This window comes from Neptuniibacter sp. 2_MG-2023 (assembly GCF_030547495.1).
GTDB lineage: Bacteria > Pseudomonadota > Gammaproteobacteria > Pseudomonadales > Balneatricaceae > Neptuniibacter.
Map to the genome: position 1 here is coordinate 55,637 of NZ_JAUOQC010000003.1, position 23,857 is coordinate 79,493.

Consider the following 23,857-nt stretch of genomic DNA (forward strand, 5'->3'; position numbering starts at 1 on the left):
ACAGAGCAACCCATATATATCATTTTACGCGACACTTTAATTCTATTAGAGTAGCGCCATAATAAACCACCTGTCAGGTTAAGCCTGACATAATTAATACGGAATTTGGAAATGTCTAACAACTATTTCAATACACTACCTTTACGTGAGCAGCTTGCACAGCTAGCTAAATGTCGTTTTATGTCTATGGACGAGTTCAGCGATGGTGTTGAAGCGCTTAAAGGCAAAAAAATAGTAGTGATCGGCTGTGGTGCGCAGGGTCTTAACCAAGGTCTTAACTTACGTGACAGTGGTCTAGATGTTTCTTACACGCTTCGTGAAGCCGCTATTGCTGAAAAACGTCAGTCTTGGAAAAACGCGACAGAAAACGGTTTCGTTGTTGGTACTTACCAAGAACTTATCCCAACAGCTGACGTTGTATTGAACCTAACACCTGATAAGCAGCACACACCTGTTGTTAACGAAATCATGCCGCTTATGAAAAAAGGCGCTTGCCTATCTTACTCTCACGGTTTCAATATCGTGGAAGAAGGCATGAAAATCCGTGAAGACCTAACAGTAATTATGGTTGCACCTAAGTGCCCTGGTTCTGAAGTTCGCGCTGAATACGTTCGTGGTTTTGGTGTTCCAACGCTTATTGCTGTTCACGAAGACAACGATCCTAAAGGCGAAGGTCTTGCACTAGCAAAAGCATACGCTGTAGGTACGGGTGGTCACAAAGCAGGCGTTCTAATGTCTTCTTTCATCGCTGAAGTTAAGTCTGACCTTATGGGTGAACAGACTATTCTTTGCGGTATGCTTCAGACAGGTTCCCTACTTTGCTTCGACAAAATGGTTGAAGAAGGTATTGATCCTGGTTACGCATCTAAGCTTATTCAGTATGGTTGGGAAACGATCACTGAAGCACTTAAATACGGTGGCGTGACTAACATGCTAGATCGTCTTTCTAACCCAGCTAAGATCAAAGCATTCGATCTTGCTGAAGAGTTGAAAGAGATCATGCGCCCACTTTACAACAAGCATCAAGATGACATCATCGACGGTACTTTCTCACGCGTTATGATGGAAGACTGGGCGAATGATGATAAAAACCTTCTAGGCTGGCGCGCAGAAACTGCTGAGACTGCTTTCGAGAAGACTCCTGCAGGCGATGTTGAAATTTCTGAACAGGAATTCTTCGACAACGGTATCCTTATGGTTGCGATGGTTAAAGCCGGCGTTGAGCTTGCATTCGAAACAATGACTGCTGCAGGCATCATTGCTGAATCTGCTTACTACGAATCACTACATGAAACACCGCTTATCGCTAATACAATTGCGCGTAAGAAGCTTTATGAGATGAACGCTACAATCTCTGATACAGCTGAGTACGGCTGCTACCTATACAACCATGCTTGTCTACCACTATTGGCTGATTTCATGAAAGGCATTAAAACTGACGTTATCGGTAAAGGTCTAGATACAACAGACACAGGTGTTGATAACGCACGCTTGATTGAAGTTAATGCTGCCCTACGTAGCCATCCAGTAGAAGCCATTGGTGCAGTTCTACGTGGCCATATGGCTGACATGAAGAAGATCGTATAATTATTTGATAATTATGCACTTTTCTTTATAGAAAAATAAAAGTCAGGGCCTTTGGTCTTGGCTTTTTTTTCGCATAAACATAAGTTGTTCCGCATTTTTTTGACGAAGGAGCGGTAGAGTATTGATCCAAATACTTCCGTCATATACTGAAATGAATAGCATCAAAATAGAAAACTATACGGCAGTCTTTGGTGAGTCCTTCACCTTAAACAATATTAACTGGACACTTGAGCCAAACCAGCACTGGGTTATCACAGGCGCTAACGGTTCGGGTAAATCTGCCCTATCCGCTATTTTGGCCGGCGCGGGCGATCGCATCAGCGGTTCCATTTCAGGTCTACCTCAGCATATTGAAATTGTATCTTTTGAAGCCCAAGCCGAGCTAATTGAGCGTGAGTTGAAAAAAGACGATGCTGACATCATGGATGTAATATCCGAAGGCACCCCCGTCAGAGAGATCCTTGAAGAAGGCAAAGCACTTTACCCTGAATTTGATAGCGCCTTACTTGATCAGCTAGTTGCCATGTTCAAATTAGAACCGATGTTGGATCGTAGCTTTAGAAAGCTATCAACGGGCGAGACGCGCAAGATCATGCTGATTCGGGCATTAGCAAACAACCCTGACCTCATTATTCTTGATGAACCTTTTGATGGTCTCGATGCTGCGTCCATGCAATTGCTGCAAGACCTGTTAAAAAGCAAGATCGACTCCATGGCAATGGTGCTCGTGCTCAACCGTTTTGACGAAATTCCCGACTTTATTACCCATATTGCCTACACCGATCACGGCAAGCTTCAACACAGCGTTGATATCAATAATAAACAAGCCTACGACGATCTTTACCAACTGCTCCATCTAAAAACAACAGAGCTCTCCGTTCCCGCTACAGATATCTCTGATCGCCCGCCCGCACTCAATCCCGAAGATCCACTTGTGCGCCTAAAAAACATTAAAGTCGCTTACGGCGATGCCAGTATTATCGACGGTCTCGATTGGACCATTGAAGCGGGTCAGCATTGGCAATTAAGCGGACCTAACGGTAGTGGCAAAACCTGTTTGCTCAACTTAATCACAGGCGATCACCCTCAGTGCTATACCAATGATATTTTTGTATTTGGTATGCAGCGTGGACACGGTGAAACGATTTGGCAGATCAAACAATATATTGGCTACGTATCCACCGCCCTACAGTGGGAATACCGTGTCAGCATAAGCCTGCGTAACGTCATTCTATCCGGTTTCCATGACAGCATTGGGGTCTATACAAAAAGTACAGACAAGCAAAAAGCGGTTGCAGACCAGTGGCTAGCGCTGCTCGGCATGAAAGATCGAGCTAACGAGCCCTATAATCAGCTTTCGTTCGGTGATCAGCGCTTACTGCTGATCGCACGTGCAATGGTTAAACACCCTACGCTGTTGATTTTAGATGAGCCCTGCTTAGGCTTAGACGATATCAACCGCCAGCTTGTTTTAGCGTTGATTGAAAAAATATGCACCAGTGGCGACACCACCGTACTTTATGTCAACCACCATGCAGAAGATCAAATTAGCGGTATAACCCAGTTTAAACAACTTGAAAAGCTTGATGCACAATCATCTTAACGCGCTAAGGCCACGGATGGTTCTTAACACACAACTCAAATACACAACGCAGATGAACAATTATTGAACTTTTTTTCCTTTATCTGATCATAGTCACTATCAGATTGTGGAGATTAAGCGATGTGTAGTTCACCTAAAACAAATCATAGAACCGTTAGTCGGTCAGGTAATTCAAGCTTACACCTTAGCAGTGCACAGTATGCATCTTACGCCAAAGTAGCGAATGCTGCCTTTGAACGAAGAGAACAATTAAAGGCGGAAAAAAACGCCAGTACCCAGAAACAACCCCAGTCAACATCGGTTAAAAAACCGCAGACTAACTGGTTACTCCAAGTACTGACGTTCGACTTAAAAATGCTATTTAAGTGATCGAGACCCGACAATTCAACCCCATTGAAAAAGATTGATCGGGCGCTAAGGTTTGTAAATTATCTAAAAGATGCGCACTTTCCAAACAAAGCATCTTATGGAACGCTTGATCGGCAAAATGGCTTAACCTTTTAGCTTTCTCAGTCCACGGATTCCAAGCAACAAGGTCTGGCGCATTACGGCTCGTAACTTCAATTTGGCGTGCAAAACCGGGATCATTAATCAGCACAACACCGCTCAAGTTCTTATAGATACGATCTATTTCAGATGAAACCCGTAAAGGGTCACTAGAGCAACTAAGCCGCCAATCCTTCAATGTATCTATATATTCCACATCCTCTAGCCCTAAAACCTCAACCCCCTCAATACCGGCAACACTAAAATAACTATGCAGTGCCGAGGTAAAGGAAAATGCCTTATCCCCTGTATTTATTACTTCAAAGTTCATAGAAAGAGAGCGACCGACAGTCACCTCTAACTTTAATAAGGCTGGAAACGGCCAAAGATCAGATGGCTGTACATCTAATTCCAGTTTAATCTGGGTGGTTTCACTATCAATTAAGTTCACATCAACTAATTGCCACTCCTGCTCACGAACTAAGCCATGAGCGGGAACAACATCCAGTGATATTTGATCTTTTACTTGATCCGGATTCTTAGCTAAATCGCCAAACCAAGGCCAACAAATAGGAATTCCCCCACGAAGCGGCTTACCCACTTGATAGTCGCATTGATCGCTTAACCAAAGCAAAGGACGCTCACCCGCTTGTTTGTATTCAGCAAGCTGCGCTCCTTGAAGAAAAATAGTGGCCGACGCAGCTTTATTCTTCACACTAACCGCAATAAGCTGCTTATAGATCTCAATTGTTACACCTTTCAGAGCACCATATTCCGCATACAACGCCTGAACTTTGTCAGCCAAATTCATATAATCTTCCGTATTAAATTTATACCCGCGATTCTACTCTTGAGACTAAATAAGATTAAGCCCTAAAACAGGTAAATAGTTGCCAACTGCATAATAAACCTTAAAAGAGATAAATAACCTACACTTAGACTAGAAAGGAGTACCTATTAACTTTATGCTGAATGACACATTCAAATCTATCCAGACACTATGCAACATAACCCTTTATTATTACCTATCGCAAAAATCCTTAGGAATTCTCCGCAAGCGATCAGCGAATATGATCTCTTTCAGCAGTTAGCCTTTGATGATAACGACTTAAAGCTACCCACAGACCCTTCCTCTGATTTAACCTTATTCCGTCGCCACTTTTTAGTAATGAATGTCCTTTATCAACTGCAGCCTGTTTTTTGGGAAGAGGGATTATCCCTATCTATCTCCGCATTAAAAATAGAACTCACCCCCAGACAAAACAAAGTAGATAAAACGCTAACCTCTCCAAGCGCTGACGAAGGTATACGCTCTTACTATCTTGACTGGAATGAATTTCTAAAAAGCGATCAAGAAAGTGTCGATACTCTTCTGGATAGTTTCTGGCAACGTTATTACAAGATTGATGAAGCAGAACATGCACTTGCCACTTTAGGATTAAAGGAAGGCACAGATACAAACAGCATTCGACGAAGATACCAACAACTAGCCTCACAGCACCATCCCGATAAAGGAGGCGACCCAGAACAGTTCATTAAAATAAGAGAGGCATACGAAGTGCTTGTATGCATAAGACAATAGTCTCTTTATACTCAATAGCATGAGTTGCTGATAGAGCTGTACAGCTTCCCTTAAGTTTCACGCTCTAGAATACCCAGGTCGACACTTGTAAACCCTATCCAGGAGGAACCATGGTTATCACAAGTAAAGGTATAATCAAACTCAGCTTCATCTCAAGCGCTATTTTGTTAGCAGCATGTAGTGGAAACAATCCACAAGTTCAATCATCTCCTTACTCAGCAACAGAATTAGAACAAAGAAACAAAGAACTCGTTGAACGAGAAAAAGCCGTAGCGAAACGTGAAGCTGAAACTCAGCAAGCACCAGACGGTTCAGAACTTCTTCCACCTAATGCTAAGCCCGGCGAATGCTATGCCCGTGTTTGGGTAGAGCCAACCTATCAAAACTATACAGAAACCTTACTTGTTAAAGATGCGAGTGAGAAAGTCGACATCATCCCAGCATCCTATGAAAAAGTAACTGAACAAGTACTTATTCAGCCTGCTAGCTATAAGATGATTGCCGTTCCTGCTCAATACGAAACAGTGACTGAACAAAAACTAGTGAAAGAAGCCAGCACACAGTGGCTGACCGATCTACAAAAAGGCAGCGCCCCAGCTAGCCAAAAACTACTTGATGCAGCAAGCGAACATGGAATCGATCTAGCGGCAGCACAGCCGGGTATGTGTTTCCACGAGCACTTCATGCCTGCTAAATTTGAGCAAGTAAATGAACCTGTTCTTATTCAAGAAGAATATGAAGTGGTAACAACTCAGCCAGCTGAATTCCGTTGGGTTGAGAAAACAGTACTAGTGAAAGAAGCAAGTACACGTATTGAAGAGATCCCAGCTCAGTACTCAACTGTGACAGAACAAGTAGTTGATGTACCAGCCCACACGATTTGGAAAAAAGGCACAGGCCCAATCCAAAAAATCGATGCGGCAACCGGCGAGATCATGTGTCTAGTTGAAGTACCTGACACCTTCAAAACGGTAACTAAACGCGTTCTATCTTCACCTGCGACCACTCGCACGATTGAGATCCCTGCTGTTTATGAAACCGTTCGAGTACAAGAACTTGTTTCTGAAGCAAAAGAGATGCGTACAACGGTACCGGCTAAATACAAAGATATTCCTGTCACTAAGAAAGTCAGTGATGTTTCCTTTGTATGGCACGAAGTACACAACCATGAACACCCTAAAGCAACACGCACAGGGAATAAGATCTGTTTAACTGAGCAACCAGCCCAGTACAAAACAATCAAACGTACTGTAGTAGCAACGCCTGCGACAACGCAGAAAGTTGAAATCCCTGCTAAATACGAAACTGTAACAGTGACCAAACTAGCGTCAGCAGCTAGCGAGAACCGTACAGAAATTCCAGCAGAGTACGAAACCGTTTCATTAAGCAAAATAGATCAAGATGGCTATATGGAATGGCGCTCGATTCTTTGTGAAACCAATATGACGCGTACAACGATTATGGATATTCAACGCGCTTTAGCTAGCAAAGGCTATAACCCAGGTAATATTGATGGTGTTGTAGGACGCGAGACTATGAGTGCGGTTAATGATTTCCAACGCGACAATCAGTTGCCTACGGATAAATACATTAATATCGAAACAGTAAAAGCGCTGAACGTTTCAATCTAATAAGCGTTAAAACCCCTTAGCTGGAACCAAAGCCCCTACAAAAGATTAGCTGTCATTTTGCAGGGGCTTTTATTTTAAGCGATCAACGCTTACCTAAAGCTCGATTTTTTGCCCTACGCTTTTGTGCACTTTTTGAGTTCTTTCGATTTACCTCAATCACCCGAGTAAAATCTGGCTCGAACCCCTCTAACCACTGTTGTGGTAAGCGCTCATCAAGAAGAACCTCAACCTCTTCTAAAAGATAGTTTTCCTCCTCAATCAGTAAAGTAATCGCTTTCCCCTGATGCCCTGCTCGTCCTGTGCGGCCTATACGATGTATATAATCTTCTGGTTTATACGGCATCTCAAAATTAATCACCGCCTCCAACTGCTGAATATCCAGCCCCCGTGCCGCCACATCCGTAGCAACCAGCACATTAACTAAGCCCTTTTTAAAATCAGACAAGGCCTGTTCACGAGATGTTTGTGAACGATCCGCATGTATAGCCTCAGCACAAAGACCCGTTAAGCTTAATGCCGCAGCAATCTTGTCTGCACCCTGCTTTGTCCGGCTAAAAATCAAGACCTGCAGCCATCCCTCTTTAGCAATAAGATGAGAAACTAAAGCCAACTTACGCTCAGGATCACAATTATAAACAACCTGCTGCACATCAAGAGATCGACTATTACGCTGATCAACCTCAACCAGTTCAGGCTTATGTAATAAGTTTTTACTAAATTTATAGATGCTATCGCTCAAGGTTGCGCTGAATAACAATGTCTGTCGGGTTGTTGCCTCAGGTCTAGATTTAGGCAATTTACTCATTACCGCTTTAATCTCATCCTTAAAACCCATATCCAGCATTCTGTCGGCTTCATCTATCACTAACACTTCGATAGTCGATAAATTAACCACCCGCTTTTTATTGAGATCAAGTAATCGCCCGGGGGTCGCAACAAGAAGATCAATCCCCTTATTGATTTGATTAACTTGAGTGGCTATACCGACCCCACCATAAGCAACCGCTGACCTAAAGCCGCTACCCTTAGCATACTTTTTAAAACTATCATCAACCTGTTGAGCCAGTTCACGTGTGGGCGCTAAGACAAGGATTTTTAATACTTTTTTAAGGTCATCAGTATGGTTTTGAGTCTCATGCTCGCTGAGAATTCTATTGAGCAAAGGCAAAGCAAAAGCGGCGGTTTTACCTGTGCCCGTTCGTGCCCCAGCTAAAAGATCACGACCCGACATAATCACAGGAATCGCCGCCGCTTGAATAGGCGTCGCCTCACTATAACCAGCACTCTCGATTGCATTTACGATAAGAGGGTTCAGACTCAATTCTGTAAAGTTCAATTATTTACCGTCCCGCTATCCCGTTGCTCAACTACCAAGGATCTTCATCGGTAGTGCCAACGCCTCATTACCACTCTGCGCCAACACCCAAATAACCGCGCATAAGCCCCCAACCGTACTAAAATACCAAAGAGCCGATACAATCTGACCATAACGATCTAAAGGTAGCAGATCGCTTATATGTCGACGCTTCCATTCAAACACAATCTCAATACTGCCAATCGCTAATAAAAAACCTAACAATGTCATATTAAAATAGTAACTGAGTGCCACCCCAGCAATAGCACCTAAAGCACAGCAAACTAAGCCTATAACGGAGTTCACTGAAAAAGCGATACTCTTCAAAATATGCCCACCATCCAAAGGTAAAACAGGCAACAAGTTAAAAAGGTTTAATAACGCATTAAAAGCAGCTAATCCGGCAAATAGCTCCATGCCGGTCAACCAATAAACAAGCAAACATGCACAGGAGAGTAATAGCCCAAAGAACGGCCCCATAATCGATATATAAACGTCCTGCCAACGGGTATTAATACGATCATCCGATAAAGCCAACCCGCCAACAAAAGGAATAAGATAGATCCCCTTAGTTTTTAGACCAAAGCGCTTCATCGCACGTATATGACCATATTCATGGAACACTAAACAAAGAATTAAAGCGATCGCAAACTGAATAGAAAACAGCCAAGTATATGCTGCCAAACTACCTGCGGCAAAAAGGACTTTCAGAACCTTTGCACTTTTAAAGAGCTTTAACCCTAAGGAACCTATACCTAACCAACTCACTTTATTAGGCTGCTTTGGACGAGGCTCTATCACCTGAGCTTCTATATCCTTTTCACTCCGCTCACCTTGGCTGATAAGCTCATCCCTTAAACCATCACTCAACTGCAATGAATAACTTAATGCAAATGGCTGCCATGTTAATTCAAGCTGAAGCACGCAATTGAGCTCTTGCTCCCCCGCTTTTAACTGGAAACTATGTACAGAGGATGAGGAAGGGTCCGCGTTAGCATCATGCTGAGACACCAACTGATTATCCCAGTACAATGCCTGCCAACCGGCCATAGATCCTTCTAAACGAAGCTCACGGCCTAAACAATCGATCTTGAGTAACTGCAAAGAAATGCTCGCTGTAACCTAATGAATAAGCGCGCATTATGTAGCATCTAGAACAAGCAAGAAAGCTCTTCAGCCTAAGTCTTAACCTAAAACGCTGAGCACATACGATGATAAGTGAAAAACAAAAAATGCTCTCGGGATTACCTTTCAACGCACTTGATCCTGAACTTGTAAAAGAACGCAAACGCGCCAAAGCTCTATGCTTCGAATATAACCAGTTACACCCAGATCAAAAAGGCATGCGCCAACAGAAATTAAGTAAATTATTAGGCCAAGGATTCAAGCCTACGATTGAACCTAACTTCCAATGCGATTATGGCTATAACATCCAGCTTGGAGAGAATGTTTATATCAACCATAACGGTACTATCCTTGATGCAGCTCCCGTTACTATTGGCAACAATGTGATGATAGGCCCCAATGTGGTTATTAGCACTACAACTCATCCATTGCTGGCCTCAGAGAGAAAGAAAGGTACAACTGAAGCAGCAGCAATCACAATTGCTCAAGATGTTTGGATAGGCATGGGAGCAACAATATTACCCGGCGTGACTATAGATGAAGGCGCTGTCATCGCAGCAGGATCAGTTGTAACAAAAAATGTAGCTAAACAAACACTGGTCGCCGGTGTGCCCGCTAAAATGCTTAAGAAAATCACATAATCACTTAGCTAAAAAAGCGAGCTACACTCTATTTATTCCGTAAACAGAGGCGTAATATCCGACTGTTCCACGCAACTTATTAATTAAACAATCATTAGGACTCAACATGAAAAAACATAACACCCAAAATACCCAAGAGGGAGTCAAGCATACAAGCTCCCTAGAAACCGGCAGAGGTACTATTCGTAGCAATCATTTAGCGGCTTTAGTCACCTCACGGGTTTTCAAAACTCAGGTTGTTAAAGCGAAAAAAGGCAAAGGTGCATACCTTCGCAGTAACAAACACAAAGGACAGGAGTCCTATTTAATAGCGGCTTAAGGATCTATTAGGTCCACAAGAGTCGTTATTCAAATAGGACTTTTATCATCATCACTTTACAGCAGCCACTATCGCGGCCAGCTTTAATTTTTTAACATAATCAACAGGATAGAAACTAAAAAACATAATAGAGTATGCCCCACAGCCCTTGCTGCACTACAAAGGGGCGTAATTTCCTTCACAAACACCCATAATGCACAATATCGGTCACAATGCACCAATAAAGAACACTTAATGCACTTAATTAGTGCGCACAGTGTTTTTAAACACTTTCCCTTCTATCGAAAAATTAAACTTTTTACTTAAAAAACAACATGTTATTAAGGAATTAACAGGCAATCCCTTACTTGGTCTAGTACTTGCTTTATAAAAAGCATATTGAGCATCAAATCAATATAGTCGCTGTTTATGGATATGTTGATTGCTGCGTTTAACGAATTGAATAACTTTTTCGGGGTAACATAATGAGTGGTAACACATCAAGATTAACATCAATCAGTGCAATCACTAGCGGCAAACCTATAGATGTGGAGATGCCAAAACCATTAAGTAAAATTTGGGCTAGCGATGTATTTAATCTAGCCAAAATGGAAGAAGCGCTATCGAAAAACGCTTTTAAAGCAATGAAGAAAACCGTGCAAACAGGATCGCCTTTAGACCCTGCTACGGCTGATGTTGTTGCTGCTGCCATGAAAGATTGGGCTATGTCCAAAGGTGCCAAATTCTTCTCCCATATTTTTTACCCCATGACCAATGCTACAGCTGAGAAGCATGACGGTTTTATTATTACCAATGCTGACGGCGCTGCTATCACCGAATTTACAGGTAGCTTACTTATCAAAGGCGAACCTGATGGTTCCTCTTTCCCTAACGGTAGCTTACGTATAACCAATGCCGCACGTGGTTATACTGCTTGGGATCCAACCAGCCCTGCTTACATTATGAATACGCCAAACGGCGCGACATTAATGATACCTAGTGTCTTTATGTCATGGACCGGCGAAGCATTAGATAAGAAGATTCCACTGTTACGCTCAAATGCGGCGATGGATAAAGCAGCTAAAAAAGTACTTTCACTTATGGGTGAAAAAGATGTTGCTACGCTGAACTCTAGCTGTGGCGCTGAACAAGAGTACTTTTTAGTTGACGAAAATTTTGCTAATAGCCGTCCAGATTTACTACTTGCCGGTCGTACGCTATTTGGAGCATCACCTGCAAAAGGTCAGCAGTTTGACGACCATTACTTCGGCGCAATTCCTGAGCGCGTACAAGTCTTTATGCAGGACTTTGAAGACCAGCTGTTTAAACTAGGTATCCCTGCAAAAACACATCATAACGAAGTAGCACCGGGCCAATTTGAGATCGCACCATATTTTGAAGCAGCTAACGTAGCCGCCGATCATCAGCAGTTATTGATGACTATCATCAAAAATACCGCTAAAAAACACGGTTTCCTTGCTTTACTACACGAGAAGCCTTTTGCGGGCATTAACGGTTCTGGTAAACACGTAAACTGGTCTGTAGGTAACTCAACCCAAGGTAACTTGCTTGATCCAGGCCACACACCTGAAGAAAACTTAAACTTCCTTATCTTCTGTGGTGCGGTTATCCGTGGCGTACATTTATATGGCCCACTATTACGCGCAGTCATTGCGACGGCATCCAATGACCACCGCTTAGGTGCCAATGAAGCACCACCGGCAATCTTATCGGTTTATTTGGGCGACCAATTAGAAAAAGTATTTAAAGAGATTCAAGCAGGCGACTTACAACCAACAGTTTGCGGTGGCGAGATGGATCTAGGCTTATCCCAGATTCTTACCTTTACTCGTGATCCAGGCGACCGAAACCGTACCTCTCCGTTTGCCTTCACAGGTAACCGCTTTGAGTTCAGAGCCGTTGGTTCATCACAGTCTGTATCTGGGCCGTTGGTAGCAATGAATACAATGCTTGCCGATTCCCTCGATTGGATTGCAGGCAAACTTGAAACAGCGTTAGAATCAGGTTTAGATCAAGCTTCTGCAGTACTTTCTGTACTAAAAGATCTTATGGATGAGCATGGTAATGTTATATTCGGCGGCGACGGCTATTCAGAAGAGTGGCACAAAATCGCTGTAGAAGAACGTGGCCTGAAAAACATCCCAACAACAGCAGATGCCCTACCTGTTTTCCAAGAAGAAGAAATTATCTCCTTGTTTAAAAACACAGGGGTACTATCACCTGTTGAGCTAGCAAGCCGCTATGAAGTGTATTCTGAGCAGTACATTTTATCGATTGAAGTAGAAGCTAAGTTAGTGATCGATATGGCAACAACTTCTATCTATCCTGCTGCTGCCACTTACCTATCAGAACTAACGTCAACCATTGCCACAGCATCAAATGTGGGTGTGACACTTGATAATAGCATTGCGCAAAAAGTAGCAAGTGCTGCGGACGCTATGATGGCTGATGTAGATGCCCTATCTATTGCCATTACCAAGCATGACTTCCCTACCGTAGAAGATCATATGAAATTCTGCGCGAATGAAATTCGTACTCTAATGGACAGCATTAGAGCCCATGCGGATCTGCTTGAAACTATCGTTGCGGATAACGCTTGGCCTTTGCCTAAGTATGCTGAAATGCTATTTATTAAATAATCTTACTTAATAAATATAAAAGGCCGCATTATGCGGCCTTTTTCATGCTTACTCGATGTTTACAAACAGAGGATATCAGCTGACAGGGAGCCGCTATTTACTGGTTTTTATTAGCTATACCAAACGGAATATGAACCATTGGGATATCCCCCGCTTCCGATTCCAGATGGCTACGCTGATCATCGAAGAACATATGCGGTTTCAGTCTTGAAAGAATTCGATCTTTTGACATCCCACCAAGAAAAAAGATCTCGTTTGCACTAACCCCCCAGTCTTCCAGCGTTGTGATGACCCTTTCATGAGCCGGAGCGCTGCGAGCCGTCACAATCGCGGTCGTCAAGATACGTTGATAATCCCGATCACGTTCAACCTCTTTATCTTCAAGCTCTTGTAAAAAGGATAGTTTTTTAAATAGATCGGCTAAAGGGCCCGGCTTATGAGGTATCTCTGATTTCTCAACCTCATAATCATAAAAACCGGGAAGATCTCCGCCTTTAAATACGGCTTCAGATTCATCATCAGCAATAACGCCATCAAAATCGAAGGCTATTCTAAGTATCTCACTATCGTCGTCATTTATACTTTTACTCGGCAACACAACCCCGCCGGGATATCCCGAATCTATAGCATTCTGAATATCTTCTTCATTTGCGGATAAAAATAGAGATGCATTAAAAGCAGGAATATATTCGTATGGAGATTTCCCTTCCATAAAAGCAGCACGAGATATATCAAGCCCGTAGTGCTGTATCGAACGGAAAACACGCTTCCCCGTCGCAGCTGAGTTTCGTGAAAGCAAAACAACTTCCACCGGCTCTTTATCTGGAAAGCGCTTATTAATCTGTAAAAAGCGTTTAATAAAAGGAAAAGCGACGCCTTTATCGAGTACTTTATTTAAGTTCTTCTTCTGGAAGTCTTTATAGGCCTGCGGCCCCTCCTCAACAAAGACAGAGTTCGATTCAGATAGATCAAATAACGCACTGGAGGATACGGCAACAACCAGTTTTTTATCTATAGGGTATGACATATGCTTCCTTTCAAAATAGATCTAAGCAGGTTATTTCTATGTTTATAACGCTTCACACCCCCTCCTCGACCAAATTAAAATCAGCACCCCAAATATCACAGATCTCTTGCAGCTCGTCATTTTCAGTCTTATCTAAAGGTCCCGCTAAACGAAGATGGTAAGTATCATTCCGCCTGATAACAGATTGATAAGTGCTCATGCCATGTAAGCGTGAAATAAACACCTCCTCATCTACTGCACACTTGAAGATTGGGTCGACTATTTGTACAAGCATGGCTCCCTCTCAACCTTATTTCTTTATATTTCTTGAATTATAAAGTTCGTTAATCGACTGATTTTCTACCACCCTTTTTTTGACCCCAGAAAAACTGTTAAATAGATGCTCATGGGCCAACTTAGAAAAAGTATCGTTCCTATCTGAGTATTGTGAGATCCAATCAATTAACATATTTAAATTCTTATCTTGTGCCGCCTTAGAACTATACTTATGAGGTTCCCAAGGACGATTACGCGCGTTCTCTATGCAGAGAGCTATAGGTAGATCCATAAAGATAATTTCGTTCGAAAATGGCAACGCAACTTCCAGTAAATCAGCATAGCAACCTTCTATTACCCAGCCATTATAGGTATTCATAAAGCCGCTTATCTCTAATGATGATTCGCTTAGGGATCGCCTTTCTGGCGGCATCTCCTCTTTCCAGGCCAATGTATCAAGATCTAAATGAGAAAGGCTTTCAGACCGACTGATTGCTTTCGCAAGGGTCGATTTTCCTGATCCTGAATTGCCGAATATTAAAACTTTTCTCATAGCCTTCTTAACCTAGTTAGATCGTTATATAGGTTTATATCTTATAACCACCAGCACTATCGGTCACAATGTTAAACCACGCCTTTTCTCGCGGATAACAATCAGCCTCTCTAGCTGAAAAATCTATACTGTTACGCGGCACTTCAAAGTAATCAATCACCTGTCGCCTTTTGACAACTAGAAATAAGGTGATGCTATCCAATTCATAAATATTACTCTTTGACTCTATATCAAACTCAAAGCCGATAAGCCTTTCCGCTTCTTGATTACTAGAATAAGGTGTTAATAAGCAGACCTTGTCCCAGTCACCTTCTATTTCAGTAGACAGATCAATAGTTGAACCACTAAACGTAAACACCCGTTTAGGAGCCTTCCCTATTTCCGAACAAGAGATGGATAAAAAAAGCAGGGGGAGAAAAACATAAAATTTCATCAAGGCTTACACCTCAAACGCTAAGTCATTTACAAACAATTTGATTAGATAAAACAAGCTATATGGCATAAAAACAAAGGCTAAGCCGTAACGGAAAGAACCATCAGACTTGGCCTTATCTCTAGCAATGTAAACGTATATATCAGCCTAAATACGACGTTTTCATCATCACGCTTTTAGCAAAGTGATTAAGTTATTTTATTAACCGAATCGCGAAAGGCACACGAAACTGATTACCTTTTGACGTTGAAACCGCTCCCATAATACAAAAAACCAAATGGCAAATACCGATAATAGGGAAAAGAACGACACCAATAGCGATAAAGCTCAACAAAAAAGCTGCTACATAGGCAATCATTACCGTTATCGACCAATTTAATGATTCTTTCGATTGGTCCTGAACATAAGCATCGTCCGTTTTGATCACATACAGAATCAACCCTGGAATAAAGCCTAAAAAGAACGTTCCAATCCATGACAGTAACGCCATATTTTTCGAATCTTGTGTGATTTCCTTAAAATCTGGCATAAGGTCATTACTCATTCCGCTTCCCTCTTAAATTTCAATTTATACTAATTTCCACTAACTAGGCACCATCCAAGACTTCCAGCACAACAATGAAAGAATAATGAATCCCTTCTCATCCCACGTATCAGAACAACTTACGATTTTTAATGCCTCTAGTACTGGCATCATATCAGACACCCAGCTATTTGATTTATATATTCTTTTATATTTAGCCCTCGTAACAATACACACATCCATTTAGGTTAATATGTTGCAAAGCCAATAAGCGCTACATATAAAGCAGATCTGATCCCATATAAGATCAGCATACTTAAGGTATAATCATCTTTACAGCAACTACGCATTATATTCCATAATAACCTATAGAGTACGCTCTACGGCGAAAGCAACATGACAGAGACGGGTATAGTTATTTACCATTGAATAGGTCAGTTATCCGCAACGACTTCCAACTAATAACAACCCCGTTTAAGATGAAACACAAGTTAACTGTAAATTTTGACTATAAGTAAAAAGCATTACCTTGTGTACGTACTAACGTTTAGGCATGAAATCCATTTTACTCGAGCACGATTATGATCAATCAGCTACAGGAAAAATATCAACTCTCCTTATTAATGCTACTTAGCTTCGTAGCAGTGTTGGGCGTTTTTCCATTTGTAGTCATCCGTTATATGGCTGGGAATGTTACTGCTGCCATTATGGATATAATGATCATACTTGGCCTTATCGCACTCGTCGTTTATGCCTCCTACTCCAAAAAAATCCGTATTGTCAGTGCAATAATCGCCGCCTTCATTAATATTGGGGTCGTTGTTGTTATTATCGAAAATGGAATAGATAGCTTTCTCTGGGTATATCCCGTTTTTGCCAGCACCTTTATTTTAGTAAAACCCCTTGAGGCTTTATTGATTAATGTTGTGGCAGGCATATCCCTAACAGTCTTCTCTAACGCGTTTGACGTTATATCACTTGTTTCCTACGCAGTCACAATCATCATGCTTTCACTAAGCACCTTTGTTTATGCCAGCCACAGCGCAATGCAATTTCGCTTACTAGAAACGCTCAATACCGTTGATCCGTTGACTGATGCCTTTAATCGCCGCGCTCTAAACACAGATATGCAAGCGGCTCTAGCCAACGCTGAGCGCAACGACACTCAACAGCTTTTAGCCATTTTAGATTTAGATCATTTTAAAATGGTAAACGATAAATATGGTCATGCAGTGGGTGATCAAGTACTAAAGGATTTTGTTAAAATCACCACATCTCATATACGCAAATATGATCGTCTCTATCGGTTTGGCGGAGAAGAGTTTGTCTTGTTAATCTCGGGAATTAATGATGATCAACATAAGTCCTTTATTGAAAACCTGAAAAAGGCCATAAAAAAAGAACTCAAAACACCAGATGGGAGCGCTATAACCGTGTCATTTGGCGTTGCCGCTTGGCAGCCAAAGACAACTATAGATACATGGCTCCAACGCGCTGACGAAGCCCTCTATCAAGCTAAAGCACAAGGGCGTGATTGTGTAGTATTCAGCAATAAAGAAGAATTAGGCACTAACCCAGCCCTATAACGTGATATAAAGCCCTTCAGCCTTTACAAAAAAGGCACACCACAGTGGGAACTCCACCGTGGTGCCTAAAACTAACCGCTTTTAAAAACTATCCTTACTTTTCTATTTTAGTTTTCATTAGCGACTGATTCAGTATTTCTTTCCGACCCAACCAGCTTAAATAAGATATAAACAAAAAAGCCTGTTAGGATGCCCGGCGCGACACTATAAATAGCCCCACCCCAACCCACTTGCTGCCATAAAAGAAAGACCCCAACACCAGCAATAACCATGCTAATGGATACCGGCTGCGGAATACGTTTCCCTAAGGCCTGTAAAACGATCAAAGGCGCAAAAGCTGAACCGAGCAAGCCCCAAGCATCAAGCACTAAAGAAAATACCGACTCAGCGCCCGTTAACGCAATAATGACGGCAACAGTGATAACACTTGCCGTGGTGAGTTTTGCGGCCCAGAGTGAATGCATCTTCCCCGGTAGCCGAACAAAATCACGGGTAACCGCGGCAGAGCATGATAGAACCAGTGAATCCGCCGTAGACAGCGTTGCCGCAAACAATGCCGCAAGCACCATACCGGCTAATATATCAGGCAATACCAATTGCGCCATAGTAGGCAGCGCCAGCTCAGAATCAAAGCTAGCACTCTCTGGGAAAGCTATACGGCTCAACAAACCCACCATTATGGTTGCCCCATAAAAAAGCGTAAACCAGCCATAATAGTAACAACGCATACGGTTAATTTGCGACTCGTCCTTTAAACTTATAAAACGCACGACAACATGGGGCTGACCAATCACCGCGAATCCACCAAATACCCAACCGGCAATAAAGAGCATGATGCCAATCCAGTCTTTATCAGGGAACCAGCCAAGAAAGTTGACATCAACACTGTCCATCTTATCTAATGCTAATGTCCATCCTCCCGCCAACTCAATGCCTCCAGTAATCAACATTGCCATGCCGATCAACATTACAAATGACTGAGCGGCATCAGTCCAAATAGAAGCCCGCAATCCACCAGCGGCACTGTATAAAAGGACGATACCCGCACTAATTAAGATACCCCAGGTCGGATCCCACTCCAGCAGCACTGATGTTGCTTTACTTCCCGCTTTAAACTGAGCGGCCGCATAAAGCGTAAGAAAAAAGAGCGTCAGCAAACCCACTAAGCGACGTAATCCATGATTTTCACCCCCATGCCAATGCGCTAACAACTCCCCATAAGAGTGTATTTTATTTTTGCGTGAAGCAGCATGCAGAGGCTTCAACGTAAACAGAGAGGCCATCAAGTCACCGGCGATCCAGCCCAGCATTAACCAAATAGAAGATAGCCCTGTCGCATAGGTCAACCCAATCATGCCGATAAACATAAAACCACTGTTGTTTGTCGCCACTGCAGAAAGCCCAGCAAGCCAAGCGGGTATAGACTTACCTGCGACCAGATAATCTTCAGTTGTTTTTTTACTCTTAAGCATGGAGGACAACCCAATGATTAAAAATAAAAATAATGAACACAGGAAGCTGATTTCAATCATGAATTCCCTCCTTTATAAGTTACTGCTTTATATTTTGTGCTCTCAGGAGGGTTATGAAATACTAAATTGTCAGTCAGGCAGTTTAAGGTGTTCTTCATCTATCTATCCTCCGTTGATGTTTTTCTCATATAACAACGGTACAGCATCATAGAATAAATACCCAATTTCTAAGTGATATGCTTCAACTTCGGAGATATTAAGGAGGGAGTTTTAAGAGGAGCTTAGGACAGATCTCAAAATAGAACGGTTTCGTTTATTGTCCCAAGCAAGAAACTGACATCTACCTTTTTTAGCTCACGGGGTGAGTTCCTACTAAGCATAAAATCTATGCTTGATGGGACTTCGCATTCAAAGGGGGCGCTGTACCTTCCAACGTCCCTTTTGATTACTTATTGCGAAAGGCTAAATTTATAGGCCTTGCTCTTGGAATTGACTTAGCGCTTGCATCGCCTCAATCCCATAAACAACTGATGGTCCACCGCCCATAAGGATAGCAACGGATACTGTTTCGGCGACCTCTTCTTTACTGGCACCCGCCTTCAAAGCATCATGTACGTGGAAGGATATGCACCCATCACATCTAACAGTGACAGCAATACCTAAAGCAATCAGCTCTTTTGTTTTTGTCTCTAATGCACCGGGTTTTAGACTGGACTCATGTAATGCTGAAAACCCCTGCATTGCGCCAGGAATCTCCAGACCAAGCTTTTCCATCCAGCTACTAAGTTCTTTAAAGTGTTCAGGAAAGTTCTTCATGGCTCATCTCCGTATATATAGAAAGTCAATCTAGGAAATAGATCAGGATTCATTATAACTGGCTGGATGAGATGTGAGGGGCACTACTGCAATTCTATTGCGTTCTGTCAACTTTTACGCAAACCTATGTTCTGTCCGATCAATTAGGTAGCTAAACCTGTTTTGATTTTAGATCGCTAGAGCCTTTAGGTGTTTTCGAAAAAACCTAAACTCAATTCGACTGGCTGACCTAACCAATATGCAAACTCTGTATGATCTTTAAAATCATCGCCGGTGACGCCATGGACAAGCACGGTTAAGCCTTTCCTATTTTCATCGAGCCAAGTTATAAAGGTTTCAAACGTCCTTGCGCCAAACGTAATTTGGCAGCTCCCACATGGATGAGGGCCTATAGGACTCTCGTGGAAACGGCCCACTTTTAAATTAAATTTGACACCTAACTCTTCGCATAACGTCTGAGCAATTACCTTTGACGCATCATCGAAATAAATATGAGCATGATAAGCTTTGTGCGAATTGATCGGTCTTTTAATTTCAGTCATAGCTATTTTTCATTCCCCAATTAGGTATTTAACTCCTCACTAAAAGTGAAACTCTTTTTATCCTATATATCGCAAAGCATTTACGCTAGCTTACCTTCGCTCACGGGCTGAGCTCCTACAGGAGCTTTTTGCTGTGCGGGCTGCTGAGTTTAAAGCGCATCGCCCCCGCTGATTTAACCTCAGGTCACTTACAGAAAAAGAAAAACCTATCCACCGGGTTATTGACCCTATGCGGGTTTTTATGGACTTATAACTATAAGCCGCCTAAAATTAATACCTAATAGCCCGTTAAATAGCACACGAGCATAGAGAACATTTCACTCTTACCCCCTATTTAAAACAAGGACTTATCCTTGCTAAATCACTGAGACTAGGTAGTAATTAAATACAGGCAAATAATGAAAAAGAAATTATTTATTTATTACTTGATTTTTACTATTAGTACAGCCTCTTTTTTTTGTATTTTTCTATACCATTCCTATTCTCAAGAAAAAAAACTTGCTAAAGAAAATATTACCCTAACAAGCCTTCTAATAAGTGAGTGGATAAAAGGCGCTTTTAATGCGTCAGATTATATCTTACGAGATATTATCGATAAGGTTCCAACAACCGCATTAACTTACCCCACAAACGATCCCATTGAACATGCTCGTATCTCACAGTTTATAGATAAAAAACGTCAAACCTTGCCTTACTCAAATGGTGTCGGTCTAAACGATAATAAATGCATTATGACTCACACCCCGTCAACAGTAGGATTTGATGCTAGCCAACGTGAATGGTGCAATGTGCCGATGAAAAACCCTAAATTAGACACTTATGTTTCAAATATGTTTATGAGTAACATTGGTGAAATGATGGTTATTCAAACCCGTAAATTTCCTGATAACAAAGGACTTGCAGGTTTAGGTCTTAATCTCAGCTTTTTTTCCCAATGGGTAAAAAAAGTGCATATTGGACGGGGCGGTGTTGTTGCAATATTAGATAGAAATTTCACTTTACTTGCACGACAACCTGAGTCTCCACAAGCATTAGGTAAAAAAGCTGGCGCCCCTATTTTAGAACAGTTCATGATGTCACAGCTGAAAAATCAATCCTTCTCCCATACTTCGCCGCTAGATGGTACAGACAGATTATATAATGTACGCAAAGTAGATAATCTACCCTTCACCGTGATCGTCGGATTAGCTAATACAGACTGGTTAGCAAGTTGGTATAAACAAGTCGCTATTTCTATTTTTCTCACTGCCCTATTATGGCTCATGGGCTGGTTTATCCTACGCCACTACCAAGACATCCTTGAACAGAAATCAGAGCTAGAAGAAATATCTAATACAGACCAGTTAACAGGGCTGTATAACCGCCATATGCTCAGTAAAACATTAGAAAAAGAGTACCATCGCGCTAAACGCATGCAAGGAACATTTGAAGTCATTATCTTGGATATAGATAATTTTAAACAGGTTAATGACACTTATGGTCACAATGTGGGTGATGTTGTACTTAACGAATTAGCATTACTCATGAAACAATCGATCAGACTTTCAGATACGTTAGGCCGCTGGGGCGGCGAAGAGTTCTTAATTATTGCTCCAATAAAAGACCATAAAAACCGATCATCAATGGCTGAAAACCTGCGTATAAAAATAGCAGAGTATGATTTCACTACAGTCCATACGATTACAGCAAGTTTCGGTGTAGCCCGTTATCAAGAGGGTGATTGCATAAATAGCTTAATAAAACGTGCTGATGATGCCCTTTACAACGTTAAAAAACAGGGTCGAAACCAAGTAGAGTTTAGGCTCGCTTAACGATTAAATCATATTATTAATCACCTAGCATATATTAAGAAACAACCTAGCCCCATTATTACTTTTACATTGTTGATCGCGGTTCTAGTCAGCCGTTTCAGCCAGCAGGCATCGATTTCTGCCACTATCTTTAGCTTTATATAATGCTTGGTCAGCCGCGTTAATCCACTCTTCAGCACTTTGACCCTCGGCATAAAGTGCAACACCGATGCTAATAGTCACATGTATACCATCACTACCCGGTATTATGATTTGACGTTCAACCCGCTCGCGTAGTTTTTCAGCCATTTGTAACCCGGTTACTGCATCAACACCCGGTAACAAAAGACAAAACTCCTCTCCCCCATAGCGACCAACCACATCATAGTTGCGACTGTTTTCTATCATCAAGTGACCTAGATCGGACAACACTTGATCACCAACCTGATGGCCCCAAGTATCATTCACCCTTTTAAAGTGATCTACATCCACCATCAATAATGTCATGGGCTGTTTCGAGCGCTGGTTACGATTAAGCTCTTGCTGGAACCGCATCATAAAGTAGCGACGACTAGAAACACCTGTAAGCATGTCTTGATGTGCAATTTCCTCTAATTGCCTATTCAAGACCTGTATTTCCTGCGTCCGCTCATCCACGGTCTGCTTAAGTTGACCTAACGCCAATCGAATACCCAAAAAAAGAGCCAGTTCAATTATTAGAAAGCCTATAATCCCATAGATAATGTTAATCCAAGTATTATGATTTAACTCCTGTATAACATCAGAGGCCGATTTCCAGATCATAATACGGCCCACAGGCGTCTCACTGCCGTCTCGCTCCCCAACATAGTCTGACAGTGAAAATTCCGTCAAAGCAACAGGGCCACTTGCCGTATTAACTAAAATCGTACGCACGCTTTTAGGCGGCTTAGACCACTTAGTACTCGCTCGCTCAGCTAACAAAGCACTCAGCGCTGGTGATGATGTCGCTTCAATAAAGCAGCCGCAAGGCGTTCTGCTCTCAGGTTCGTTTGGACGAGACCAAGTAGCATTTTCAACATTGGCCTCGTTAAGCAACACCGCAACATCGCCACCAATGGAAGAACCCAACAAATCAATCAAGGTTTTAAACGATGTCCCCACCTCTAAAGCGCCAATTTGACGTGTGGAATCACTATCGGAAAAAACCGGCACTATACCTCGAAGCCCTGAATATACACGCCCCAGTTCAAAGCCCTGTCGAGGATGACCGTCACGATTAACATCGACCACCATATGGCGAAGGTTATCCATATTGTCACCAAACTTCTGAGGCTTATGAATACGGAGAAAGCTGGTCGAACCGGGACCTAGATGAAAATGCAGCTGACGCACCTGATACTTTTCCATCATTTTGGTCCACCCTGGCGACACGCTGTCGTATAACAGATCTCGTAAACGTGCTGATTCAGGACCTCCCGCACCTCCTCCCTCTTCCTTAACCGCTTGTACGCCTTGGGCAAATAAGTGCTGCACCTCCGTTGAGCTAGCAATAAACGTCGAAAGTTGAGACATGTTATTGAGCGTCATGGTTAATGCGACTTCAAATGATCTTTTAAGCTGTTGACCATCCTGCTTCAAGCTCTGCTGCATGATGCGCTTATCACTAATGTAGTTAATAGTGACGAACAACGTATCTGCTACAAAAAGCATTATAGATAGTAGTATGAATAACCGCTTATGCGTTTTATTGATCATCATGCGCTTATATCAAACGCTATGGCGTACTGTGGTACTGAGATTTGGCTTTTTTGTTTTTTCATTCAACTTAATCCGAAATATCACTGCTGGCATCAACAACAGCGAACTACAATTCATTCGGGAAGATAGCACAGGAACAGAGGCTTTAAAATT

22 protein-coding genes are annotated in these 23,857 nt (G+C 42.2%); 10 read left to right on the forward strand and 12 right to left on the reverse strand.

Annotated features, from left to right (window positions below):
• Positions 1-111: 111 nt before the first annotated feature.
• The 3 genes from ilvC to Q4486_RS04120 all read left to right on the forward strand — a co-directional run bounded on the left by ilvC (position 112) and on the right by Q4486_RS04120 (position 3,559).
• The gene (gene ilvC / locus Q4486_RS04110; protein WP_303419790.1) at positions 112-1,587 is read left to right on the forward strand and encodes a ketol-acid reductoisomerase; all 1,476 of its coding nucleotides are present in this window, start codon (positions 112-114) and stop codon (positions 1,585-1,587) included.
• A 151-nt stretch (positions 1,588-1,738) separates the two neighbouring features.
• Positions 1,739-3,190 carry a molybdate ABC transporter ATP-binding protein ModF gene (gene modF, locus Q4486_RS04115; protein ID WP_303518584.1) on the forward strand — a complete coding sequence of 484 codons (1,452 nt, stop codon included), beginning with the start codon at positions 1,739-1,741 and terminating at the stop codon, positions 3,188-3,190.
• Between the two features lie 120 nt (positions 3,191-3,310).
• The gene (locus Q4486_RS04120) at positions 3,311-3,559 is read left to right on the forward strand and encodes a hypothetical protein (RefSeq protein ID WP_303419788.1); all 249 of its coding nucleotides are present in this window, start codon (positions 3,311-3,313) and stop codon (positions 3,557-3,559) included.
• Here the strand turns inward: Q4486_RS04120 and Q4486_RS04125 are convergent.
• Positions 3,552-4,487: a D-hexose-6-phosphate mutarotase gene (locus tag Q4486_RS04125; protein WP_303518434.1), complete on the reverse strand. Its 936-nt coding sequence runs from the start codon at positions 4,485-4,487 to the stop codon at positions 3,552-3,554. The genes Q4486_RS04120 and Q4486_RS04125 overlap by 8 nt on opposite strands.
• Before the next feature lie 189 nt (positions 4,488-4,676).
• Between Q4486_RS04125 and Q4486_RS04130 the strand changes: the two genes are divergently transcribed.
• Positions 4,677-5,258, forward strand: a complete 582-nt coding sequence (locus Q4486_RS04130; protein ID WP_303518436.1) for a DNA-J related domain-containing protein — start codon at positions 4,677-4,679, stop codon at positions 5,256-5,258.
• A gap of 110 nt (positions 5,259-5,368) precedes the next feature.
• A complete protein-coding gene (locus tag Q4486_RS04135; protein ID WP_303419782.1) occupies positions 5,369-6,889 on the forward strand; it encodes a peptidoglycan-binding protein in 1,521 nt (506 codons plus the stop codon).
• 82 nt (positions 6,890-6,971) lie between these two features.
• Here Q4486_RS04135 and Q4486_RS04140 read toward each other — a convergent pair whose 3' ends face one another.
• Both Q4486_RS04140 and Q4486_RS04145 read right to left on the reverse strand, forming a co-directional pair.
• The gene (locus Q4486_RS04140) at positions 6,972-8,225 is read right to left on the reverse strand and encodes a DEAD/DEAH box helicase (protein ID WP_303518438.1); all 1,254 of its coding nucleotides are present in this window, start codon (positions 8,223-8,225) and stop codon (positions 6,972-6,974) included.
• A gap of 27 nt (positions 8,226-8,252) precedes the next feature.
• A complete protein-coding gene (locus tag Q4486_RS04145; protein ID WP_303518440.1) occupies positions 8,253-9,347 on the reverse strand; it encodes a site-2 protease family protein in 1,095 nt (364 codons plus the stop codon).
• Between the two features lie 107 nt (positions 9,348-9,454).
• Between Q4486_RS04145 and Q4486_RS04150 the strand changes: the two genes are divergently transcribed.
• From Q4486_RS04150 to Q4486_RS04160, 3 genes are all read left to right on the forward strand, one after another.
• Positions 9,455-10,009, forward strand: a complete 555-nt coding sequence (locus Q4486_RS04150; protein ID WP_303518442.1) for a sugar O-acetyltransferase — start codon at positions 9,455-9,457, stop codon at positions 10,007-10,009.
• Between the two features lie 106 nt (positions 10,010-10,115).
• Positions 10,116-10,328, forward strand: coding sequence for an alternative ribosome rescue factor ArfA (gene arfA, locus Q4486_RS04155; RefSeq protein WP_303419773.1), 213 nt, complete (start codon positions 10,116-10,118; stop codon positions 10,326-10,328).
• Between the two features lie 464 nt (positions 10,329-10,792).
• Entirely contained in the window at positions 10,793-12,967 is a 2,175-nt protein-coding gene (locus Q4486_RS04160; RefSeq protein ID WP_303419771.1) for a glutamine synthetase III, read from the forward strand.
• 97 nt (positions 12,968-13,064) lie between these two features.
• On the opposite strand, the gene Q4486_RS04165 is transcribed toward Q4486_RS04160, so the two are convergent.
• The 5 genes from Q4486_RS04165 to Q4486_RS04185 all read right to left on the reverse strand — a co-directional run bounded on the left by Q4486_RS04165 (position 13,065) and on the right by Q4486_RS04185 (position 15,779).
• Positions 13,065-13,994 (reverse strand): 5'-nucleotidase, encoded by a 930-nt coding sequence (locus Q4486_RS04165; protein ID WP_303419769.1) that lies wholly within the window; start codon positions 13,992-13,994, stop codon positions 13,065-13,067.
• Positions 13,995-14,046: 52 nt separating this feature from the next.
• Complete coding sequence (locus Q4486_RS04170) at positions 14,047-14,268, reverse strand: hypothetical protein (protein WP_303419767.1); 222 nt, start codon at positions 14,266-14,268, stop codon at positions 14,047-14,049.
• Positions 14,269-14,283: 15 nt separating this feature from the next.
• Positions 14,284-14,802 (reverse strand): AAA family ATPase, encoded by a 519-nt coding sequence (locus Q4486_RS04175; RefSeq protein WP_303518444.1) that lies wholly within the window; start codon positions 14,800-14,802, stop codon positions 14,284-14,286.
• Positions 14,803-14,836: 34 nt separating this feature from the next.
• Positions 14,837-15,235, reverse strand: a complete 399-nt coding sequence (locus tag Q4486_RS04180; RefSeq protein ID WP_303419763.1) for a hypothetical protein — start codon at positions 15,233-15,235, stop codon at positions 14,837-14,839.
• A 193-nt stretch (positions 15,236-15,428) separates the two neighbouring features.
• A complete protein-coding gene (locus Q4486_RS04185; RefSeq protein WP_303518446.1) occupies positions 15,429-15,779 on the reverse strand; it encodes a DUF4870 domain-containing protein in 351 nt (116 codons plus the stop codon).
• A gap of 560 nt (positions 15,780-16,339) precedes the next feature.
• Here Q4486_RS04185 and Q4486_RS04190 point away from each other — a divergent pair.
• Positions 16,340-17,344, forward strand: a complete 1,005-nt coding sequence (locus Q4486_RS04190; RefSeq protein ID WP_303518448.1) for a GGDEF domain-containing protein — start codon at positions 16,340-16,342, stop codon at positions 17,342-17,344.
• A 107-nt stretch (positions 17,345-17,451) separates the two neighbouring features.
• Here the strand turns inward: Q4486_RS04190 and Q4486_RS04195 are convergent, their stop codons facing one another.
• The 3 genes from Q4486_RS04195 to Q4486_RS04205 all read right to left on the reverse strand — a co-directional run bounded on the left by Q4486_RS04195 (position 17,452) and on the right by Q4486_RS04205 (position 20,174).
• Positions 17,452-18,876, reverse strand: coding sequence for a sodium/proline symporter (locus Q4486_RS04195; RefSeq protein ID WP_303518450.1), 1,425 nt, complete (start codon positions 18,874-18,876; stop codon positions 17,452-17,454).
• Between the two features lie 408 nt (positions 18,877-19,284).
• Positions 19,285-19,632 (reverse strand): carboxymuconolactone decarboxylase family protein, encoded by a 348-nt coding sequence (locus tag Q4486_RS04200; RefSeq protein ID WP_067867271.1) that lies wholly within the window; start codon positions 19,630-19,632, stop codon positions 19,285-19,287.
• A gap of 185 nt (positions 19,633-19,817) precedes the next feature.
• Positions 19,818-20,174 carry a DOPA 4,5-dioxygenase family protein gene (locus Q4486_RS04205; protein ID WP_303419754.1) on the reverse strand — a complete coding sequence of 119 codons (357 nt, stop codon included), beginning with the start codon at positions 20,172-20,174 and terminating at the stop codon, positions 19,818-19,820.
• A gap of 398 nt (positions 20,175-20,572) precedes the next feature.
• On the opposite strand from Q4486_RS04205, the gene Q4486_RS04210 reads away from it, so the two are divergent.
• Entirely contained in the window at positions 20,573-21,985 is a 1,413-nt protein-coding gene (locus tag Q4486_RS04210) for a GGDEF domain-containing protein (RefSeq protein ID WP_303518453.1), read from the forward strand.
• Between the two features lie 84 nt (positions 21,986-22,069).
• Here Q4486_RS04210 and Q4486_RS04215 read toward each other — a convergent pair whose 3' ends face one another.
• Positions 22,070-23,704, reverse strand: a complete 1,635-nt coding sequence (locus tag Q4486_RS04215; RefSeq protein WP_303518455.1) for a diguanylate cyclase — start codon at positions 23,702-23,704, stop codon at positions 22,070-22,072.
• Between the last annotated feature and the right edge of the window lie 153 nt (positions 23,705-23,857).

Bases quoted from the DNA above. Each gene is read 5' to 3' on its own strand.
- ilvC (WP_303419790.1), top strand. From the start codon at position 112: ATGTCTAACAACTATTTCAATACACTACCTTTACGTGAGCAGCTTGCA.
- modF (WP_303518584.1), top strand. From the start codon at position 1,739: ATGAATAGCATCAAAATAGAAAACTATACGGCAGTCTTTGGTGAGTCC.
- Q4486_RS04120 (WP_303419788.1), top strand. From the start codon at position 3,311: ATGTGTAGTTCACCTAAAACAAATCATAGAACCGTTAGTCGGTCAGGT.
- Q4486_RS04125 (WP_303518434.1), bottom strand. From the start codon at position 4,487: ATGAATTTGGCTGACAAAGTTCAGGCGTTGTATGCGGAATATGGTGCT.
- Q4486_RS04130 (WP_303518436.1), top strand. From the start codon at position 4,677: ATGCAACATAACCCTTTATTATTACCTATCGCAAAAATCCTTAGGAAT.
- Q4486_RS04135 (WP_303419782.1), top strand. From the start codon at position 5,369: ATGGTTATCACAAGTAAAGGTATAATCAAACTCAGCTTCATCTCAAGC.
- Q4486_RS04150 (WP_303518442.1), top strand. From the start codon at position 9,455: ATGATAAGTGAAAAACAAAAAATGCTCTCGGGATTACCTTTCAACGCA.
- arfA (WP_303419773.1), top strand. From the start codon at position 10,116: ATGAAAAAACATAACACCCAAAATACCCAAGAGGGAGTCAAGCATACA.
- Q4486_RS04160 (WP_303419771.1), top strand. From the start codon at position 10,793: ATGAGTGGTAACACATCAAGATTAACATCAATCAGTGCAATCACTAGC.
- Q4486_RS04165 (WP_303419769.1), bottom strand. From the start codon at position 13,994: ATGTCATACCCTATAGATAAAAAACTGGTTGTTGCCGTATCCTCCAGT.
- Q4486_RS04170 (WP_303419767.1), bottom strand. From the start codon at position 14,268: ATGCTTGTACAAATAGTCGACCCAATCTTCAAGTGTGCAGTAGATGAG.
- Q4486_RS04175 (WP_303518444.1), bottom strand. From the start codon at position 14,802: ATGAGAAAAGTTTTAATATTCGGCAATTCAGGATCAGGAAAATCGACC.
- Q4486_RS04180 (WP_303419763.1), bottom strand. From the start codon at position 15,235: ATGAAATTTTATGTTTTTCTCCCCCTGCTTTTTTTATCCATCTCTTGT.
- Q4486_RS04185 (WP_303518446.1), bottom strand. From the start codon at position 15,779: ATGAGTAATGACCTTATGCCAGATTTTAAGGAAATCACACAAGATTCG.
- Q4486_RS04190 (WP_303518448.1), top strand. From the start codon at position 16,340: ATGATCAATCAGCTACAGGAAAAATATCAACTCTCCTTATTAATGCTA.
- Q4486_RS04195 (WP_303518450.1), bottom strand. From the start codon at position 18,876: ATGATTGAAATCAGCTTCCTGTGTTCATTATTTTTATTTTTAATCATT.
- Q4486_RS04200 (WP_067867271.1), bottom strand. From the start codon at position 19,632: ATGAAGAACTTTCCTGAACACTTTAAAGAACTTAGTAGCTGGATGGAA.
- Q4486_RS04205 (WP_303419754.1), bottom strand. From the start codon at position 20,174: ATGACTGAAATTAAAAGACCGATCAATTCGCACAAAGCTTATCATGCT.
- Q4486_RS04210 (WP_303518453.1), top strand. From the start codon at position 20,573: ATGAAAAAGAAATTATTTATTTATTACTTGATTTTTACTATTAGTACA.
- Q4486_RS04215 (WP_303518455.1), bottom strand. From the start codon at position 23,704: ATGATGATCAATAAAACGCATAAGCGGTTATTCATACTACTATCTATA.